Source organism: Paenibacillus sp. (assembly GCF_048976745.1).
Lineage (GTDB): Bacteria > Bacillota > Bacilli > Paenibacillales > Paenibacillaceae > Paenibacillus.
In genome coordinates, this window is record NZ_JBHGUU010000022.1 from 12,355 (window position 1) to 31,398 (window position 19,044).

Annotated in this window: 17 protein-coding genes; 1 reads left to right on the forward strand and 16 read right to left on the reverse strand. The window is 48.2% G+C overall.

The features are described 5' to 3' along the window. Positions 1–125: 125 nt before the first annotated feature. The 8 genes from ACE3K2_RS24155 to ACE3K2_RS24190 all read right to left on the reverse strand — a co-directional run bounded on the left by ACE3K2_RS24155 (position 126) and on the right by ACE3K2_RS24190 (position 7,984). Positions 126–752 (reverse strand): DUF2306 domain-containing protein, encoded by a 627-nt coding sequence (locus tag ACE3K2_RS24155; RefSeq protein WP_421895974.1) that lies wholly within the window; start codon positions 750–752, stop codon positions 126–128. Between the two features lie 195 nt (positions 753–947). After that, positions 948–1,907, reverse strand: coding sequence for an SDR family oxidoreductase (locus ACE3K2_RS24160; RefSeq protein ID WP_421895977.1), 960 nt, complete (start codon positions 1,905–1,907; stop codon positions 948–950). Between the two features lie 181 nt (positions 1,908–2,088). Then, positions 2,089–3,105, reverse strand: a complete 1,017-nt coding sequence (locus ACE3K2_RS24165; protein ID WP_421895979.1) for an AraC family transcriptional regulator N-terminal domain-containing protein — start codon at positions 3,103–3,105, stop codon at positions 2,089–2,091. A gap of 142 nt (positions 3,106–3,247) precedes the next feature. Continuing rightward, a complete protein-coding gene (gene rlmH / locus ACE3K2_RS24170) occupies positions 3,248–3,727 on the reverse strand; it encodes a 23S rRNA (pseudouridine(1915)-N(3))-methyltransferase RlmH (protein ID WP_017691463.1) in 480 nt (159 codons plus the stop codon). A gap of 433 nt (positions 3,728–4,160) precedes the next feature. Further along, complete coding sequence (locus tag ACE3K2_RS24175; RefSeq protein ID WP_017691462.1) at positions 4,161–4,328, reverse strand: CxxH/CxxC protein; 168 nt, start codon at positions 4,326–4,328, stop codon at positions 4,161–4,163. A gap of 206 nt (positions 4,329–4,534) precedes the next feature. Further along, positions 4,535–5,506, reverse strand: a complete 972-nt coding sequence (locus ACE3K2_RS24180) for an MBL fold metallo-hydrolase (protein WP_421895984.1) — start codon at positions 5,504–5,506, stop codon at positions 4,535–4,537. A gap of 375 nt (positions 5,507–5,881) precedes the next feature. Continuing rightward, complete coding sequence (locus ACE3K2_RS24185; protein WP_421895987.1) at positions 5,882–6,406, reverse strand: hypothetical protein; 525 nt, start codon at positions 6,404–6,406, stop codon at positions 5,882–5,884. Between the two features lie 300 nt (positions 6,407–6,706). Continuing rightward, positions 6,707–7,984, reverse strand: coding sequence for a S1C family serine protease (locus tag ACE3K2_RS24190; RefSeq protein ID WP_421895990.1), 1,278 nt, complete (start codon positions 7,982–7,984; stop codon positions 6,707–6,709). Between the two features lie 766 nt (positions 7,985–8,750). Here ACE3K2_RS24190 and ACE3K2_RS24195 point away from each other — a divergent pair. Next, positions 8,751–8,963: a hypothetical protein gene (locus tag ACE3K2_RS24195; protein ID WP_221820215.1), complete on the forward strand. Its 213-nt coding sequence runs from the start codon at positions 8,751–8,753 to the stop codon at positions 8,961–8,963. On the opposite strand, the gene ACE3K2_RS24200 is transcribed toward ACE3K2_RS24195, so the two are convergent. The 8 genes from ACE3K2_RS24200 to ACE3K2_RS24235 form a co-directional block, all read right to left on the reverse strand. Then, positions 8,932–9,738 (reverse strand): MBL fold metallo-hydrolase, encoded by an 807-nt coding sequence (locus ACE3K2_RS24200; protein WP_091035273.1) that lies wholly within the window; start codon positions 9,736–9,738, stop codon positions 8,932–8,934. The genes ACE3K2_RS24195 and ACE3K2_RS24200 overlap by 32 nt on opposite strands. A 6-nt stretch (positions 9,739–9,744) precedes the next feature. After that, complete coding sequence (gene yycI, locus ACE3K2_RS24205; protein ID WP_017691456.1) at positions 9,745–10,488, reverse strand: two-component system regulatory protein YycI; 744 nt, start codon at positions 10,486–10,488, stop codon at positions 9,745–9,747. A 274-nt stretch (positions 10,489–10,762) separates the two neighbouring features. Further along, positions 10,763–12,043: a YycH family regulatory protein gene (locus tag ACE3K2_RS24210; protein ID WP_421895995.1), complete on the reverse strand. Its 1,281-nt coding sequence runs from the start codon at positions 12,041–12,043 to the stop codon at positions 10,763–10,765. Continuing rightward, positions 12,027–13,877, reverse strand: coding sequence for a cell wall metabolism sensor histidine kinase WalK (gene walK / locus ACE3K2_RS24215; protein WP_421895998.1), 1,851 nt, complete (start codon positions 13,875–13,877; stop codon positions 12,027–12,029). Before walK ends, ACE3K2_RS24210 begins: the two co-directional genes overlap by 17 nt. After that, positions 13,877–14,599 carry a response regulator YycF gene (yycF, locus tag ACE3K2_RS24220; protein ID WP_074092884.1) on the reverse strand — a complete coding sequence of 241 codons (723 nt, stop codon included), beginning with the start codon at positions 14,597–14,599 and terminating at the stop codon, positions 13,877–13,879. Before yycF ends, walK begins: the two co-directional genes overlap by 1 nt. Positions 14,600–15,071: 472 nt before the next feature. Next, positions 15,072–16,604, reverse strand: a complete 1,533-nt coding sequence (locus ACE3K2_RS24225; protein ID WP_421896002.1) for a peptidoglycan DD-metalloendopeptidase family protein — start codon at positions 16,602–16,604, stop codon at positions 15,072–15,074. A 486-nt stretch (positions 16,605–17,090) separates the two neighbouring features. Next, positions 17,091–17,846, reverse strand: a complete 756-nt coding sequence (locus ACE3K2_RS24230; RefSeq protein WP_421896102.1) for a class I SAM-dependent methyltransferase — start codon at positions 17,844–17,846, stop codon at positions 17,091–17,093. Between the two features lie 409 nt (positions 17,847–18,255). Further along, entirely contained in the window at positions 18,256–19,023 is a 768-nt protein-coding gene (locus ACE3K2_RS24235; protein WP_421896005.1) for a hypothetical protein, read from the reverse strand. Between the last annotated feature and the right edge of the window lie 21 nt (positions 19,024–19,044).

Below are 19,044 nucleotides of genomic sequence, written 5' to 3' on the forward strand. Positions count from 1 at the left end.
CATCGATCTTATTTCTCTTCTATTGATTCAGATTCCTCAGCGAATACCTCATGAACTGATTCGATTAATTCTCATTGTACAGAAGGAGCGTATTTAACGTTCCTTCTGTAGCTGGCAGTTGTAAATCATTGCCGCTGCCGCAACCTCATTCTGGAAATCACGGCTTCTATGACGAGCAGATTAGGAATCCAACAAACCCAAGCGACAACCCGGAACGCCGCCTCGAAATCGCCAAGCAGAAGATTCAGCGGCGCTAACCAGATTCGAAGCGTGACCGCTGCAAAAGTAAGCGCATAACTGCGAAGCATCCATGCTTTATGAGCTTGGATGTCTTTCGCCATAATTTTTCTTGTTGCAATAAGCGTCGTCGCAACCCACAATACATCGAGCGACATGAACCCAAGCCCGGCAATCCAACCTCCCGTGGCAAAAAGGGATAAATACACACTCACGATTCCACTAACTGTAATCGAAAGAACATATCCATACCCCAATAGGCGATGCCAACGTTTCCTATCATTCGTTGGCTTCATAAATAGTTGAAAGGGTCCTATGATCAAGGCAAATATCGCAGTAACAATATGGATGTATAGTACATAAATCCATGGTTTGAGTTCAAAATCCGGCTTTTGCAATTTGAAAGAGACAAGTCCTGCATCACTAGCTTTAAGCACGCCATACTGAACAATTGCGTATCCGGCAATCGAAAATGCAAGAATGAGAACGAGTGCCCGAATCATCTTATTTCCCATTTGAATTATCCTCCTCCGTTGATGCACCGTGAAGCTGTTGTCCCTTTAAACTCTTTAGTGGCTATAGAGTCAATACCGATCTTCTCGATTAAGGCATCGGCTAGAAAGGGACGCACAAATTCAACGCTTTTCGTGGTCAAGTTTCCTGCCGTACTTTTGGTGCAAACGGATATTCGCTTCCTCCCAGCTTTACAGTTAGAAATAATACCCCTTCCGAATATCATCTAAAAGGGTAGGATATCCTGGTTTCCATCCTAAACGCTCCTGCGTCAACGCACTGGACGCCGGATTATCCGTTTTCGTGAAGGGTGCAAGCCATCCGAAATGTTTACCTGCTTCTTCAACCCCAATACCTTGGACCGGCAAGTTCAATTGGAGGCCCAAAGCCGTGGCGATCTCTTGAAATGGAATGCCCTCTTCGCTCACTGCATGAAACCGGGACCCTGCCGGAGCTTGTTCTAAGGCGAGTCTAAAAAGGCGCGCCGCATCCAGTAGATGCACGGATGGCCAACGGTTGTTACCGGAGCCTGTATAGGCGGAGAAGCCCTTCTTCCGAGCGATGTTCACCAGATTTGGGAACAAACCCGTCTTATCGCCTTCACCGTGTACGATCGGTGGGAGGCGTACAATCGAGGAACGTATCCCCCGATTCGCCAAGTCTAGGGTGGTATGTTCTGAAATGATGCGTAAACCACCTTGCGATTGAGGATCCCCAGCGCTGTCCTCCGTTCCGAGACGGCCGGGAGTAAGCGTCATCGTAGGCATCGCGACGACAAGCGCCCGGCCACCGGCGGGTAAGGAGGTGCCAAGTGTCTCGATGGCTCGCCTGTCAGTCTCAATTGCAGCCATCATAAATCGCATCACTACATGACGAGGATTCCCGCCGAATAAAACCCTAAGCCGAGTTGGAAGGCTCGCATGCGAGAACTTGTGGAAGAAGGCCAAATGAATGACCCCGTCTACTGCAGCAGCCACTTTGCGCAAGCCTGCTAGATCCTCAATTGAACCGACTTGAACCTGGGCACCCAGTGCCGTAAGCCGTTTGCTGGCTTTTTCAGAACGGGCAAGACCAACCACTTGATGACCGGCATCCAGCAGTTCGCGAACAACCGCCCCTCCGATGAAGCCTGTCGCCCCTGTAACCAATACACGCATTTTCAGAAATCCCCTTTCCTATCGATAGAATGTTTACTCTTAGTATAGGGGATGGACTACTGCGGTCTTTGCCTTTTCCGTCGGAGTTTTTGCCTGATTCAACAGATTCCGCCGCTCAAAAAGGAAAAATCCGCTAGGCTCTATGCCCGCGGAAATTTGAAAAGCCGTTTACATGTGCGTTTCACTTCAACTTTTGCTGGTCCTGACGCCACCTTGTGATATCTCTAGTTGGAGGACACCCAAAAAATCGGCTGTAATCGCGGCTAAATTGGGAATCGCTCAAATAGCCTACACGCCGGCTCGCCGTAGTTGCGTCCATGGAGCTGGATAACATTAGACGCCTCGCCTCTTGCAGGCGCAGCACCTTTTGATATTGCAGAGGGCTCATCGCAGTAGCCGATCTGAAATACTCGCGAAACGACGATTCGCTCATATGGACCAGCTCCGCCAAATCCGCCACTTTCAACGGCTGAGAAAAGTTATTTTGGAGCCAATCAATCGCTTTTGCAACCTGCTGCATGCCCGATTCTGCCAGAACAGTCTCGGCAACATAAACACCGATTGGGCTACGGAGGATGCGGATATAAATCTCGTCTTTCACCAATGGAGCCAGCATTTGAGCATCATCGGGAGAGGACAGGCAAGCCATCAATCTTGCAGCGGCGTTCATCATGGCCAAGTCTGCTTCGATGACATAGCACGCACTGCGATTGCGAACCTCCGGTAACCCATTAGGAAATACCATCGGCAGCAACGAAGCAATCCTTTGCGGATCGAGGTATAGACCTATCCCCAAGAACGGTATTTGGGGGCTGGCCTGCATGATTTTCATCGCAACAGGCAAGGCAACGGGGGCAATATACATTCGCGAAGCACCATACTCATAAGCATCCTTACCTACGGTAATTCGCTTTTTCCCTTGCGCTGCAATGCAGATTACCGGCGAGAACATAGTGTGAACATCATCCGCCGCTTCTACTTGCGAATATCGGTTCACATACAGACCATGGATCGGTGAAGCATAAGTCCCATCCTGCGAAGTATGCGTGTAAATCAAACTTGCCAACCGAGCTGCTTCACGATCTAACGCTGAATTGGCATCATCTAATACAGATACATCCTCATATTTATAGTAATTGTCCATGTTCACAAGCAACTTCCTCCCCCTCAGATGTAACAGGATGATAGGCATGTTCATGATACCACAGGCGCATTCAGAAAGCTTAAGCATTAGAGTTAAATTAGCATGGATATCTCAAGTCTACCCTTCTGCAAGTCCGAGGGGATTCCCTGCAAGCACGAAGCGGACAGCATTTCTCGCTATCGCCTCCCAATGTGCTTTATTTGTGATACGGTTCCCCCCGATTTATCTTCACCGCGCGATAAATCTGCTCCACCAACACCAGCCGCATAAGCTGATGCGGCAGGGTCATGCGCCCGAAGCTCAAGCGCTGCTTCGCGCGGCGCAACACCTCATCGGAGAGCCCGTGGCTTCCTCCGATGACAAACACGACATGGCTCGTCCCATACGTGCCGAGCTTGTCGATCTCCAATGCCAGCTCCTCGGAACTCCAGAGCTGGCCATCCAATGCGAGCGCGACCACATGCGCCTCGCTCTTCACATGCGCGAGGATGCGTTCGCCCTCGCGCTCTTTTACCGCCCGAACCTCAGCTTCGCTCAGGGTATCGGGTGCCTTTTCGTCTGCGACCTCGATCATCTGAAACTTGATGTACGGGGCGAGCCGCTTGGCATATTCCTGAATGCCCAGCGTCAGATATTTTTCCTTCAATTTGCCTACGCCAATAATCTGAATAAACACAAAAATCATTCCTCCTAAATTCTCCAAATTGTAACGAACCCCACACACCTTACTCAGCCTCATTTCGGCTCCTTTAAAATCTAACGAATCTGAAACACGCTATCCCAGTTAAAACGGGTACTTCCCACCACTTTCGAGGCCATTTCAGTAATATAGGGTGTCTACGATTCGTTAGATTTCAACCAGACGGTATTTGCCACGAATAGTAGTTTGTCAGGTTCTTTAGAGTTACTCCGCCGTCAGCCCTACAACCCTCGCCCAATTCTACGCTACCCACCAACCCCACCACTTGCAATGCCAAATCCCCCACAAAGACAAAAAGAGCGCTTATCACGCTCTCCTTGGCTTCTTGCTGTGATGTTCATACCGGATGGAAAGTCAGCCCGAAGCGCCACATTAAGCACGCCTCCAGCCGTCTAAGTCCTACAGTACGCTAAACGACGAGGAATTCCGCGTGCTGTTCGCACTCGGCGCACTTCGCAGGCGGGTCCCAATCGGCAAATTCCGTCTCCTTCAGATCAACGATATCTGGAGCGTCCTCATACTCATCGACAAACATGTCGATGGCAATGTCCACGTGTTCTTTGCATACAACGTACATCCGTTAAGCATCCTTTCTGTAACCAGCTATGTTCCCGATTCACAACCGCGTATCCTATTACAGGATAGCCACTTCTCAGTTCTATCACACCTGCCGCCGAAAAGAAACCCCTACACCCCTAATGACAGCAAAAACATCCCTCCCACTTAACAGGATAAGGATGTTTGCCTTTTACTTATACCGTTTCTAGAAGTCCATCGTTATACTTAAGGCCAAGAAATTTCGCCTTTAATTACCTGAGCGCTCGTCTCCAGATCGCCTGTATTCGTAAAGTCCGGATATGCTTTTTCCATGGCTGCAATCAGTTCTTTTGAATCTTTGGCTGCTTCTGCCTCTGCTTCAAATTTAGCAATATAATCACGGGTGAACGTAACACTCGATATATCCCCGGCACTGATACCCAGGTAATGACCTGGAATCACTCGCTCTGGATTCAATGCAATAATTTGGTCCAGCAGTTGGCGCCAGTAGTCACGGCTCTCTGGCGTTTGGTTATCTGCGATCCAAACGTGCGAATTTTCATAGACAGGAACGCCACCCAGAACAGTTTTAATGGAAGGAATCCACAGGAACGTATGGGACGGATCGGAACCTTCTAGACCGATAATCTCTACGGTTTCTCCATCTACGGTCAATTGAGCACCGTCAAGGACGTCCGGAACAATCTGTGCAGTTGGTGCATTTTCTTTCAGAATCGGATTCCAATATTCATTCTTCACTTGAATTGTTTCCTTGATTCCTTCCACCGTTGCTGGAGTCGCAACAATTTTTGCATCAGGGAACGCCTCACGGATTACCGATAGACCGAAATAATAGTCCGGGTCCTTGTGGCTGATATATACGGTGGTCAGTTTTTTACCCGTTTCTTTAATCATTTTGACCAATTGCTCGGCATCATTCTTTTGGAACTGCGCATCAACGAGCACGACTTCAGTTGGACCTTCAATCAGATTTGATGAAACGCCAAAAATGCTGTTTTCCCCAGGATTATAGGTAGTCACTTTCAGCTCCACCGCTGGTGTGTTTGTTTCCTCGCTCTTTGTATTTCCAGCACTAGCAGCATTGGATGAAGAGTCTTCCGCATTTTCGGTTTCACTTGCTGTACCCGCACAAGCACTCAGAATTAACATGAAACATAGAACGAGCATAACGCCCATTGATGATTTTTTAGTAAACATTTAATTGATCTTCCTCTCTTTATGTCGCTGCCATTCATCCATATCAATGCATCTAGCAGCCAATTCCGTTGATTTCTTAAACCATCCTATAGTCTGGTTGTACAATTGCTTCGACTTAATCCCCCTTAAAATCATTATATGTAACTGTTATAGTTACAACTTATATAATGTAATCATTATAGTTACAACTAACTGCGTATGTCAAGTTATTTATTCAAAAAAATCTATTTCTAATAACTTCCCCGCTACTCACAGACTTTATAAAAACAACAAAAAAACCAACCAGAATTTTCTGATTGGCTCCCATTTAAATTCACATAACATGTATTATAATTCATCCCAAAAAAGTCATGCTCTTCAAATCCATTACTATTTTCACTTCAATCCCGACTGCGCCTTCGTCAACAGCTTCCCGCCTTGAAAAGCAATAACCGCATTGGCACCATTACCGGCTGTGCCTTTATAGTTGTACACCACCATATTCTCCGCTTCACTCAGCGCTTCGCCTTCGCCACCCAGGATCTCGATGACATCTTCCACCGACATGCCAACCTCAAGCTTCTCATACTGGGCAAACGTAATCAGCACGCCGTCACCTTTCCCGGCCGATCCATTGTTTCCCGATGCTGCAGGCGTTTGACTACCAGCCCCACCTGCCGCAATCACATTAGTACTCAGCTCATTCAACTTGGTCTCAAGTGCAGCGATCTTTTGCTCTTGCTCAACGCTCTTGGCACTCTGCTCCACCAGTTTCTTCTCAAGCCCAGCAATCTTCTCTTGCAGAGCACTTGTATCCACCGAAGATCCTGTCGTAGCAACCTCAGATCCACAGGCAGATAACATAAACAGGGACAGCACCAAGCTTGTTCCCCCAATCATTTTTTTCCTCAATCGTTTCATTAGAAATACCCCTTCCAATTTGAAATAAGAATAAGATCGACAAAGAGATGTTATTTGCATCAACGACCGTTCGAACATATAGACAACAGTTTACCACAGCCCAAGTCCGATGTATCTGCTACTTTGGCTCCGGGTCTAACTGATCATGAAGACATAAAAATGGTTAATCTACTCATTTACTGTCGAACGAACACGTCCAATCCCTAATAACTAAAAAAGAGTGGTCAGTTGATCTGATCACTCTTCTAGCATTCCCTATTTCAATCCAAACAAAAGTATAAGCTCCGTTCGAAACTTCCCTTACTCCGGTTTATCCGTCAGCTTCACGGATACTTTCTCCACTTTGCCATCCCGGTAGAAGGTCACTTCAATTGTATCCCCAATCTTCTTCTGATCGTACAGATATTTCCGCAGATCAAGTGTGGAGGTAATTTTTTGCCCGTCAAATTCCGTAATGACATCATTCAGCTTCATGCCCGCATCAGATGCCGGACCGGATGCCTCCAGTACAACCACACCGCTGTCCACGTGAGATGGTAGCTTCAGATCCTTGCGCTGCTCATCATCCAGTGGTGCATATGGGTTGCTCAGATCGACCGTGTACACGCCCAGATAAGGACGGGATACTTTGCCGTTCAGGAGCAGGGAATCTACCGTTTTCATCACTTCGTTCATCGGAATCGCGAAGCCGAGACCTTCAACGCCCGTATCCGAGATCTTCATCGTGTTGATGCCGACCACTTTACCGTTCAGATCGACCAAGGCACCCCCGCTGTTCCCTTCATTAATCGCCGCATCCGTCTGGATCACATTTTGCTCCCAGTCGTACACCCCGTCCTGATTAATCGATACAGGCAGAATACGATCCGTGTAACTGACAATACCGGATGTCAGTGTACCGCCCAGACCGAGTGGGTTTCCGATTGCCAACACCGTTTGACCGCGCTGAAGTTTGCTGGAATCACCGATCTCCGCCACTGCACCCAGCCCTTTATCTTCAGCCGACAATACAGCAATGTCGCTCACACGGTCCTTACCGACCAGCTTCGCCTTATGTGTTTCCCCGTCTACAGTCACAATCTCCAGATCACTCGCACCCTCCACGACGTGGTGGTTGGTCATAATGTAGGCCTTGCCATCTTCCTTCTTGAAAATGACCCCTGAGCCCAGTGCCGAGTCTTCCATCGACAGGCTGCTACCCGTTTTATGATTCACAATGCTCACCACCGAAGGACGAACGTGGGCTGCTGCCTGGATAATCCGATCATATGGATCCGCTGTCTGCGCTGCCTGTGCACCGCCTCCACCACCATTACCTGTAGCATTAGCCAGCGGTAACGAAGCGGGCTGTGTGATGAAGCTAAACAGCATGACGGTCACGATGGAACTGATCACCGAGCTAATCACAGCTACCTTCACTGTAGAACTGATTCCCGTACGTGATCTGCGAGGATTGCTCCAGCGATCACGTCCACGTGCCCTACCTCCAGGGCGGATAATCTGAAGTTTGCCTTTCTGTTCAGGTTCGGCGCGTCTTGATACTTTGGTTGAATAAAAATCGTCTCCAAACAATCCCATCGTGATCCTCTCCCCTTCGTTGTCACGCATCAAGACCCTGACTGCCGCCTAAGTTGTCGCATGGATTAACGATGGTGTTCTCACATACACCACTCCGCCAACAGACGAACCTTCCGATCGCTGTTACTAACAAATTTTTTTGATTCCTTTTTTCTCGGTAAAATTTGTTCATAGCGTATGCTTCCGAAGTAGCTTTCTTTCAGAAAGCTTTCAGGCGAACACTACGCTTCTCCAGCCTCGTTCTGTGTCTTCCGTTAGGTGTGTACCGTAAATAACCTCTCGTTTTCCCATGCTTTTTTGCATTTTATAAAATGGTCTTTCATATCGCCGCATCCCGGCTTCCAATTTAATGGAGATACAGCGTCTATGTACAACAGAACGGACACGCCATTCCGTCAGTGACTCTATCAATCATGCTCTCGCATTCTACGACATGCCATTTCACACGCAAAACAGCCAAAATCACGATACTCCTCATATACTAAACACGTCAAATCACAAAAAGTTGCATATTAACGAAAATTAACGAGAATTTCTGCTATAACGCGCTTAACAATAAAGGTCCATAGTATCTATCACCACAAAATCCGGTCCGCTAAGCGCCGTTTTGGCAATTTCGAAGAACTTTTTTACCCATACCTGGTCATTGGTTCAGCATACACGCCCTATCGCACAAATGTTAGCGGCAAAAAGAGGAATGTTTTCCAGCCAGCCTGACTACAATAATAGTAAAAGACAATTCAAAGCTTCATAGAGGAGGATATATATGGATCGCACGCGTACACTCACGGCCATGGAAGAAGTTCATATGGCGGCCAAGCTGGCCGATCTCAAGGAAGAACACTATCGCAACACGCTTGCACTTAGTACCATCATCGAACTGCTTATCGATAAAGGCATCCTGACTCGTGAGGAAGTCGAGCGCAAAGCCGCCGAACTCGACAGCTTTATGGCTCACCCACCCTATCCCATGGCGTAGGACGGTCGTAATACGTATCACAGAGTTTGAACTCATGATCCCGATAAAAACATCCACGGCTCTCCATCGCGTCGCGCACCGACATTTTCGCCAAGTCCATCATATTATGATCTCGGCTAAGATGTGCCAGATACGTGCGCTTGATGCGTCCGTTCATCAGTTCACTAAGCGCTGCCCCTGCCGCTTCGTTCGACAAATGCCCAATGTCGCTCAAAATCCGGCGCTTGGTGTTCCACGGATAACGCCCCATACGCAGCAATTCGACATCATGATTCGCCTCCAACACCAGCACGTCGGAATCGGCGATCGCATCGCGAACCTTGTCGCTCATGTACCCGAGATCCGTTGCAACAGACAGCTTCTCCGTGCCATCATCGAATGTGTACCCTACCGGCTCAGCTGCATCATGCGAGATCCCGAAGGATTCCACGCGCAGTGACCCGAAATCATGCTTTTCACCCGTCTCAAATACCCTCCGGTTTTCCTCTGGAATCGCCCCAACTGACTTCTCCAGTGCCGCCCACGTATTCAGATTCGCGTAGATTGGTAAATTATATTTCCGAGACATCGCGCCTAGTCCTTTAATGTGATCGGAATGTTCATGTGTAACCAAAATCCCGTCCAGTTCTGCCCCAGAAATCTCCCTTTCCTGAAACAGTGCATCCAATCGCTTCGCACTAAGACCCGCATCAATCATGAGAGAGGTGCCCCCATGCTGTATGACCGTGGCATTACCTGTCGAACCGCTGGATAACACGGTAAAATATATCCCCATAACGCATTACTCCCCTGGTTTGTCTGTCTTGGGACTGAATACATCCCCACTGATGCCCTGCACGTACAACACTTCGCCACTTTCCAGCACGAACCGCCATGCCGGCATCGCTACCTGTATATCTGAATTGAACAACTGGCCATAATAACCCAGCTGAATATCTTTGACAATCGCATCATTTGGCAAAAAGTTCTCGATCAGCGTTCCCAGCGCCTTCGACGCCGGAAGTACCTGCTGATCGCTCTCCTCTGCGGTCGTAATCCGCACTGGAGTTTGACGGTAACCCGTTATTTTCTGGTCGCTGTAGAATAGCTCCAGACTCACATTGAAGAGCGGCCATTTGCCATCCACCAGTGGGTGAAGTACAAAAGCCCCATCCTCGGCCATAAGCTGATCCAGCCGGTATGTCCCGATCTGTGGAATCTCACGCTGTAATGCATCTTCCAGTTCACTCTGCGAGAAGATCAACTTGCTATCTACAGGCTGTTCCAGCTCCATATCTACGCCAGCCTTGTCCTCCTCAATGAATTCATAGGACAACTTTGGCAACTTCGGCGTCTCATTCGGAATCGGAGCCAGCACTTGAATGCCCTTCTCTTCCATCGCCTGCTGTGTATTATCTGCCAGTGAGGTGAAGTCCAGATTGGCTCCGGCCGTCTCTCGCGCATCCATCCAGATCTGGTATCCCAGCACCAGATTGAGCAGCAGAAAGGCATAGATCAACACATTTTTTGCCCGTCCCCAATCCAAAACATCCACCTCCCTCACTTAACTGCTTGCAATACTTTCTCAAGTTGCCTACACCTTACACCGGAACTGGCCGTTTATAGCCTTTGAACTTAAAGCTATACGATAACGGAGAGGGCAGAAATAACCTGAAGAAGCGGAGCGTTCGCCTTTACCACCAGATTTCACCCCTGTTAAAAGGGAATTCAAGAAATCTGGGGGTAACAGCGATCGGAAGGTTATTCTGCACGCGTAGTGATAAAGTACAGCTACTCTTTGGTTCAAAGACTATAACCTATCAAGATACGGTGGTTTCCTCCCCGTTTCCAAAGCGGATTACCCATACCGGGATCAGCCTTAGTCCATCCTCAATCGTAGAAGGACGATAGGCCGGATATACATCCACGACCTGACGATTCTCACCAGCTACCTTCTTAATCAGAGCCTGGAGCTTCTCCCCGCCAGGCAATTTGACCGATTTCTTCGTCTCTGCGCCTTCGTTCAGGTATTCCAGTGATCGTTCATAACTGGATACCGTCTCCTGCTGTATCTCCATGCTGATTGTGCCGAAGCGGAACTGCATGGAATCCATAATCGGATAGCTGCCGTAGTACTGCTGGAATTCAAGCCGTGTCTTGCTGTCCGCGGTCCCCAGCATCATGCGTGACCTGCCTTTCCAGCCACCATGCTGATTCACAAAATCAACCGCTGACAACGCATCCTTCGCAGGATCAATCTGTCCGGCAGGCGGTGCTGCCGGATCGGTATAACTGATCCAGCGCTGTTCCTGTTTGACCTGCAAACTGCGTTTACTGTCCGTATAGATCTCCGATCCATCTTTTTCCCGGATGTTCCGGGTCATGCTTGGATCGAAGAACAGACTGCGCTGCATCTGCTCAACAGTGAATTGCCCTGTCGGCACATCCGCCTCAATCGTCTCCAGAGCTTCCGCCGGGATATAATATCCCCCATCCATCAAGGTATATGGCGTCCAGTTTGTTCCGAAGTCAACATGCTGCTGCACATCTTGTACGGTCAGGTCCGCCTGAGTTGCTTCGTATACCACGTCTCCCTTGGCGCTGAAGAACAGCGCATGGGCCTTCGTTTCATTTTTGGCGGTATAGATCGAGATGCGGTTAATCGTCTCCCCTTGGAATAAGGAATCCGTCCCAAGCCTCATCACCCGCTGCAACAATGCGACGGGAATCCCTTCTTTGAACGATAACTCAAACCCGGGGTTCTCCTTGCGAATCTGATCCCAGTTCACCGATTGCACACTGCGGCGCTGAAAATCATCAAACGTCCGCCCCTGTAACCTTGAATAGATCAACTGATAAAACGTATTGCCAGGGTAGAAGACCGTATGTTTATCTTCACCCAGATGAATAATCATCTGATCAGGAAAGATCAATTCTTCAATATTGCGTTCCTGACCCATATTTTCCGTCTTCACATAGTTCGTCTCTGACGTCACAATGGAATCTCCGCCTCCGGGCAAACGGTAGATCAGAAAATAACTCTGGACCAGACTGGCTACAACAAGGGCAGCAAGCACCAGGGATTTAATCCGTTCCTTCACGGTGCTCACCCCCTTCCTCACGCATCGGCAGCGTGAACGTTACTGTCGTGCCCACGTCTACTTCAGACTCCAGAGAGATGCTGCCATCATGCGCCTTCACAATTTCCCGGGCAATGGACAGTCCCAGCCCTGTGCCTCCCATACTGCGGGAACGAGCCTTGTCCACCCGATAAAACCGCTCAAAAATGCGATCCAGATCGCGCTGTGGAATCCCCATTCCGGTATCCGATACCGAGATGGCAAGTGCGTGTTCATTACTGCGTCTAGCCGCAATCGTAATGGTGCCGCCTTCCAACGTATACTTCAGGGCATTGGACACGACATTATCCAGCACCTGATCAATCTGGTCGCGATCCAGTGGAACAGCCGGAATATCATTCTCCACAGATAACACTGGCTGAATATCCTTCTGATGCATCTGGAACGAGAATCGATCCGTCACTTCCTCCAGCATTTCCAGAATGTCGGTTGGCTGTTTCCGCAGCAAAGCCTCTTTGGAATCAAGCCGCGACAGGTGCAGCAGGTCCGTAACCAGTCGTATCATTCGCTCCGTCTCGTTTTGAATAACACCAACGAAACGACCTGCAAGCTGCGGGTCTTCCAGTGCACCGTCATCCAGCGCTTCCGCGTAACTCTTGATCGTAGTCAGTGGTGTACGCAGTTCATGGGATACATTCGCCACGAATTCACGTCGGGATGCCTCAAGCTCTTCCTGCTCGGTAACGTCCTGAAGTACGGCAATGGTTCCCGTAATTCCCCGTTCACGCCGATGAACAGGTGTGAACGTCATCCGAATGACCACAGGTTCTTCTTGTCCCGCGGGTGCAATCTGCAGCAACGTTGAACCAGTGAAACCACTCGCGAGAGCTTCCGCATCCTCCGGATCAATACCGAGTAATATGGCAAAGTGTCTTCCTTCAATATCCGCAGGATGCATACCCAGAATGCTGCTGGCACGCCGGTTTACGAGAATGACTTTACCGTACTCATCCGTAGCCACCACACCATCACTCATATTGGTCAGAATGGAGGTCAGTTTCTCCTTTTCCTCTTCATTCTGGGAGAGTGCATCGCGAAGCCGGCTGGTCATATAATTAAAAGCCCGACTGAGCTGACCAATCTCATCCGTGCCGAATACCGGTGTCTGTTGATCAAAGTTACCTTCTGCGACCGCTGTTGCTCTCCGAGTGACTTCTTTAATCGGCTGCGTGATCGTATGGGACAGGATCACGCCAAGTACCGCCGTTAACACCAAGGCAATCAGAATGCCAGAGATGAAAATTTTGTTGATTCCCTCCATTGTGGAATACAGCTCGTTCATGGATGCCGCGATGTAGACCGCGCCAATGATCTTGCCGCCAGACAGCACCGGCTTGGCGACGACCTTTTTGCGAACATTATCCTCGTCAACGATATATTCCTCATTGTCCCGAATACCTTGCAGCGCACGACTAACAACGGTCTGGGTGTTTTTGCGCCCCACATAATCCGAATGTGAACTTAGCGAAGTCGTGAGTACCTTGCCGCTGGCATCCAGCACCTGAATCTCTGCACCGTTAATGTTGAACAAGTTGTTCACCAGCACACGCAGATTTTCCGTTTTGTCCTCGCCTGCCTCTGCTTCTCCGCCTGCCATCGTCTCTCCCACGAGAACCGATAACATCTCCGCACGCGCCTGCAAGTCTTCCGTAAAATTACTCGTCAGCGAGTTCTTCATCGCGCTCACAAAATAAACACCGATCAATTGCATCGCAATCAGAATCAGCAGTACATAGATAATGATCAATTTCGCCTGAATCGTTCGGAAGAACGAGAATCGCGCGAATCGTCCCATTATATCCCCACGCTTTTGGCACTGCGCACGAGATAACCGAGCCCGCGGCGTGTCAGAATCGTTTCCGGTTTGCTCGGATTCTCCTCAATCTTCTCACGCAGGCGACGGATCGTGACATCCACGGTACGTACATCGCCAAAATATTCATATCCCCATACCGCTTGCAGCAGATGTTCCCGTGTCATAACCTTGCCGGAGTGCTTCGCCATATAATAGAGAAGTTCGTACTCACGGTGGGTCAGATCGAGGGGTTCTCCGCCTTTGTAAGCCGTATACATGTCCATATCAAACGCCAGATCGAATAACCGCATGACCTGCTTTTCCTCGTCTTCCGGCGCTTCTGCCGTAATCGCAAGCTTTTGCCGTCTGCGCATCTGTGCCTTCACCCGTGCAAGCAACTCACGCGTACTGAATGGCTTCGTCACGTAATCATCCGCACCCAGTTCCAGCCCGAGCACCTTGTCAATCTCGCCATCCTTGGCGGTAAGCATAATGATCGGCATCTCCAGATGAGCACGCACTTCACGACATACATCCATACCGTCCTTGCCCGGGAGCATCAGATCCAGCAGCATCAGATCCGGTTTCTCGGATAACGCCAGTTCAACCGCACGAATGCCATCAAATGCACAGATGACCTCGTACCCCTCTTTTTCCAAATTAAACTTCAGAATGTCCGCGATGGGCTGTTCATCGTCCACCACCAAAATCTTCCCCTGCATCGGCTGAATTCACCCCTATATCCTGCTTAATCCGCATTAGCGTCTATATCTCTTCTATGTTCAGCTTGTACCAAAGCCTGGTTGATTGATTCCTCTATATAAGTTGAATTAAAGATTATTTACACTAACACTACGATTACAGAATAACCTTCCAATCGCTGTTATCCCCAGATTTATTCAATTCCCTTTTCTAAAGGGGAAAATCCGGGGATAGCGTATGCTTCCGATGCAGCTTTCTTTCAGAAAGCTTTTAGGCGAACGCTTCGCTTTTTCAGGTTTTTTCTGTCCTCTCCGTTATCGTGTAAATGATTAATTCAACTTATATGCTTGTTGTTTATACTCTATAGTTTAACATACCTGAAGCACCGTCACATCCCGATCCGAGACTTGAAAGGTCTTTCATTTGAAAATTTTTTACAGCAGCAAAAAACAAGGCCGGCATCATAGCCAACCTTGCTTTCCTTAAGCTCTATTAGTTCAGATACGTTAACGGATTTTCTACCGTTCCATTCTTAATAATCTCAAAATGCAGATGTGTTCCGGTCGAACGACCCGTATTGCCCATCACGCCGATACTCTCGCCTTTTTCAACCACTTGTCCAACCTTAACGCCAATGCTGTTCAGATGTCCATACAATGTTTCGTATCCGTTACGGTGGTTAATAATGATGACATTCCCATAACCGCTTTTTTGTCCAGCAAAAGTAATTACACCCTCGTCAGACGCTTTCACATCGCGGTTACCTACCAGATCGACACCTTTGTGCTGGCGACCCCAGCGTTGTCCATAGCTACTGCTCATCGTTGCATTGGATACCGGCCAAGCAAATTCGCCTGTGCCCTCACCAACCACTTTTGTTCCGCTAAGGACCACTTCAGTAACAGCTGCTTTAATCACTTCCTGACCAAGCCACTCTTCCTGAACCACTTCACCATTCTCTTTGGTTATACGGTACTGCATGCTTTTCAACCCGCTTTGTCCTGGGCGCACGACTTTAGTTGTACCTGCTTTCAACTCGTCACTTTTACGTACTTCCACTTGCGGTTTGATCTCAATCTGTTCAACAACTTGCTCAACGGATTTAACGGTTACCGCCGGTTTCGGAACGGTCAGGATCAGCTCATCCCCAATTTGAAGCGACGTTTCCTTGATGCCCGGATTATGCTGGCGAATCTCGCTTTGTGTAATTTCATACTTGGCCGCGATCGAAGAGATCGTATCTCCTTCACGAACCACATAAGTTACAGGCGCGTCTTTACCAACGGTTAATGCTTTAACCGCCTCGGACACATCCCATATTTTGTTTGGATCAGTCTTCACTACATCTGTCGCTACATCTTCCTTGATACCTACCGACTTCAGGGTTGTACTTGGTCCCTCGTTTTTCTTCGAGGAGTTAGCTGATACCGACTTCGTCTTCAGCGAACTTCGCACAGCCGATGCCGATATGTATTTGCTCTGCACTTGTTCCAGAATTGCATCCGCTGTTGCCTGATCCTTCACAATACCAATGACTTCACCGTCTACCTTGAGCTCCACACCTTTGGCGTAGGCTGTCAACATGTCACCCAGTTTGTCCAACGTCTCGTCACTGTTCACTTCAGGTTTGTAGGCTCTTACCGTTTCAGTTGTGATGCCATCCGTGTTCAGCACCATTTCTGCATCCGGATATTTATTTTGATATTCCTCAGTTTTGTCTGTAAATAGTTGTTGTAATTGTGCCTCATCTGCAATGGTACCAATCTCGCTGCCTTTAACCATTACTTTATAGTACGGTACGGTGTTTGCAGTAACATATTGTTTGCCTGCGAACCCGAGCGATGCTGCGATGAATACACCACATGCTGCTGTAATGATCCATTTGCGCGAGGCCAGAACGCGCTTCTTATTCACACTGAAGGTGGACATGCTCATGTTGTTTTTGTCTTCGGCCGTCCGGTGTTCCCCGGATTGTTCGTGTACCCGGTCTTTTCCCGGTTGGCGTATGCCTCTGAAACCTTTCATGATTCTCTCCTTTTCAGCACTTCTCAGTTCGCATTTCTGTCAAGACATCACCCATCGTGTCTGTCCCATGCTCGTTGATACTTGTATTGGGTGTCCGCAAAATCAGGACTTTAGCTGCGCTCATAAAAGTGTCAAAATTTTAACCTTTTATCACACCCGTATACTTTAACACAGGTTTTACACTCATTTCAACTCTACACGTCACACCGCTAAACCGCGCCCCGCTTGGTTTCCCTGTATTATCCATAAGATAACGTGGCTGGTTCATCACCCATTATGCCTCAACATCCTATGTACTATGTACTTTTGCTTGCCATTTAAGACTAGGTTCTAAGACCCAGTGAAATATGCTTTATTTTTCATAAAAATACAAATAAAATCCCTTACCAGATTAATTCTGATAAGGGATTACGTAAACAACCTGTTTGTCGTTTATCTTAAACTGGATTTCATCTCATACCGTAATAGAAATTAACTTTTATATGGCTATTCTTTGGCTGCAAGAATTACAAATCGCTTCTGCTTTACTTCCCAGAATCCATTGTGCTCCATTTCCATATGAATATCCATTAATTGCGTACGGAATTGTTGTACCTTAAAATCAGGTACTTGCCACGGAATGGTCTTTAAATAATAGACCAATGCACCAATATCATAGAAACGCTGCGATGGGGCTGCTTCATGTTGCTCCAGAATACGGAATCCACACCGTTCCAGCTGAAGAACAGCACGATCCAGCTCCCATCCAGCGTAATCCACGGGCATAGGAAGGCCGAGCCGATCATTGATCTCCCTGCAATCTGACCAACCTACCTGTTGAGTTAGAAACAGTCCCCCTACCGATAGGATCCGCCTAACTTCCTGTTCATCATACGACTCATGGCGATTAAGAATCAGATCGAATTCCCCGTCTCCGAAAGGAAGTTGCGAATCATCCATCACTGGAAGCACCTTCACACCTAACGGCTGTAAACGTTCCTCTGCAATAGGTATATTGGGGAGATAACCTTCGGTCGCACATGTGTATGAAGGAAGTGGAAGGAGTTTGGACAGCATTTCTCCTCCACCGGTTCCCATGTCGAGCATTCGTTCTGTCTGATTCATCAATCGGCGCGCCATCGTTCCATAAGACCAAGGCAACATTCCGTTCTGAAGTCGCTCACTTCCTGTTACATAGCTAAAATCCCAGCCGCTAAACGGCTGATCCGCCTCTCGCAACCCTTGCTCGTATCGTTCATTCATCGCCTCGTTAAACGTTTTTACGGACAATTCTGAATTAGAATGATATAAGTTCATGTTCAGTAAAACCTCCAAATTAATGTACTCGTAAACATAAGTGCATCGGATCTCTTAAATGCACCCATGAACGGAGGTCCACGAATTGGACTGGAAGTTTCTACACTGTTGCGTAACCGTTTTTATATGTTGTATTCGTTACCTTTATATTGCATACAATGTTCCCTCCCACATAGGCTAATAAAATAAACGCAAGCACTCATGTCTCCAAAACTCGAATGCATCAGTGCCTGGAATTCTTATTTATGAAATTTCCATTATTTATTTAAATTATATTCAATCACCATCGGCAAGTCTATCAGAATATGAATCAGGCAATACCCGTATTTGAGCACGCCCGCTTTCTGTGCCTATTTTATTCTGTTTGCAGTACTTCCATCAGGTTGTCGTACTCTTCACTGGTCAGGTACTTCGAGATTACCTGTTCAATCTCACGCAGTTCCTGTTCCGTTAGGCCACCTTCCATGGCGCCTGAGATCTGCTGCATTTCTTTCTGCGGCAGCTTATTCATGAGCAGGGTGAATATTTTTTCTTTCTCCTCTGCTGGCAGCTTGTCCTTCGCTCCTGTAATATCATCCGGTGATATAACAATGGCATCATTGCCTGAAGAAGCAACGCCACTATTCGTTCCGGTTCCGTTCCCCGAAGCTGAACCACTCCCCTGTGCTGTGCCTGATTCATTACCCCTGCCCGTATCTGTCCCATTGCCCGCACTTGCGCCTGAGTTTGGTCCTGTAGTCGTATCTGTACCTGAGCCTTCTCCTGCTCCCTCGCCTGAACCAGCTCCCTGGGACGCATCGCTGCCTGCATTTGCGCCAGATTCACCGCCCTCTGTCCCATTGCCCATAACTGAAACAGCATCTTCCGGAACCTGCTCTTCGTCCGCTCCTGTCGGCTGATCTATCGTCCCATTTCCCGATTTATTCCCCTCGCTGGTTTTAACACCCAAGGCCCCTTGGAACATGGCGGTTAATCCCATGGGTTGACCTTCCCACTGAATATTGAAACTCGCGAGTAACGATTTCGCATATGACTGTACAATTAATCCGGTCGTAAGCAGTGTCAGTGAACTGACCAGCAACACGGTTAGCACGATTTTTACAAACCACACAAGCAACTTCATTCCGTTCTCTCCCTCCGATTA

What these genes read in the sequence shown, in the direction of transcription:
- ACE3K2_RS24155 (WP_421895974.1), bottom strand. Translation starts at nt 752, where the DNA reads ATGGGAAATAAGATGATTCGGGCACTCGTTCTCATTCTTGCATTTTCG.
- ACE3K2_RS24160 (WP_421895977.1), bottom strand. Translation starts at nt 1,907, where the DNA reads ATGCGTGTATTGGTTACAGGGGCGACAGGCTTCATCGGAGGGGCGGTT.
- ACE3K2_RS24165 (WP_421895979.1), bottom strand. Translation starts at nt 3,105, where the DNA reads ATGAACATGCCTATCATCCTGTTACATCTGAGGGGGAGGAAGTTGCTT.
- ACE3K2_RS24175 (WP_017691462.1), bottom strand. Translation starts at nt 4,328, where the DNA reads ATGTACGTTGTATGCAAAGAACACGTGGACATTGCCATCGACATGTTT.
- ACE3K2_RS24180 (WP_421895984.1), bottom strand. Translation starts at nt 5,506, where the DNA reads ATGTTTACTAAAAAATCATCAATGGGCGTTATGCTCGTTCTATGTTTC.
- ACE3K2_RS24185 (WP_421895987.1), bottom strand. Translation starts at nt 6,406, where the DNA reads ATGAAACGATTGAGGAAAAAAATGATTGGGGGAACAAGCTTGGTGCTG.
- ACE3K2_RS24190 (WP_421895990.1), bottom strand. Translation starts at nt 7,984, where the DNA reads ATGGGATTGTTTGGAGACGATTTTTATTCAACCAAAGTATCAAGACGC.
- ACE3K2_RS24195 (WP_221820215.1), top strand. Translation starts at nt 8,751, where the DNA reads ATGGATCGCACGCGTACACTCACGGCCATGGAAGAAGTTCATATGGCG.
- ACE3K2_RS24200 (WP_091035273.1), bottom strand. Translation starts at nt 9,738, where the DNA reads ATGGGGATATATTTTACCGTGTTATCCAGCGGTTCGACAGGTAATGCC.
- walK (WP_421895998.1), bottom strand. Translation starts at nt 13,877, where the DNA reads ATGGGACGATTCGCGCGATTCTCGTTCTTCCGAACGATTCAGGCGAAA.
- yycF (WP_074092884.1), bottom strand. Translation starts at nt 14,599, where the DNA reads ATGCAGGGGAAGATTTTGGTGGTGGACGATGAACAGCCCATCGCGGAC.
- ACE3K2_RS24225 (WP_421896002.1), bottom strand. Translation starts at nt 16,604, where the DNA reads ATGAAAGGTTTCAGAGGCATACGCCAACCGGGAAAAGACCGGGTACAC.
- ACE3K2_RS24230 (WP_421896102.1), bottom strand. Translation starts at nt 17,846, where the DNA reads ATGAATGAACGATACGAGCAAGGGTTGCGAGAGGCGGATCAGCCGTTT.
- ACE3K2_RS24235 (WP_421896005.1), bottom strand. Translation starts at nt 19,023, where the DNA reads ATGAAGTTGCTTGTGTGGTTTGTAAAAATCGTGCTAACCGTGTTGCTG.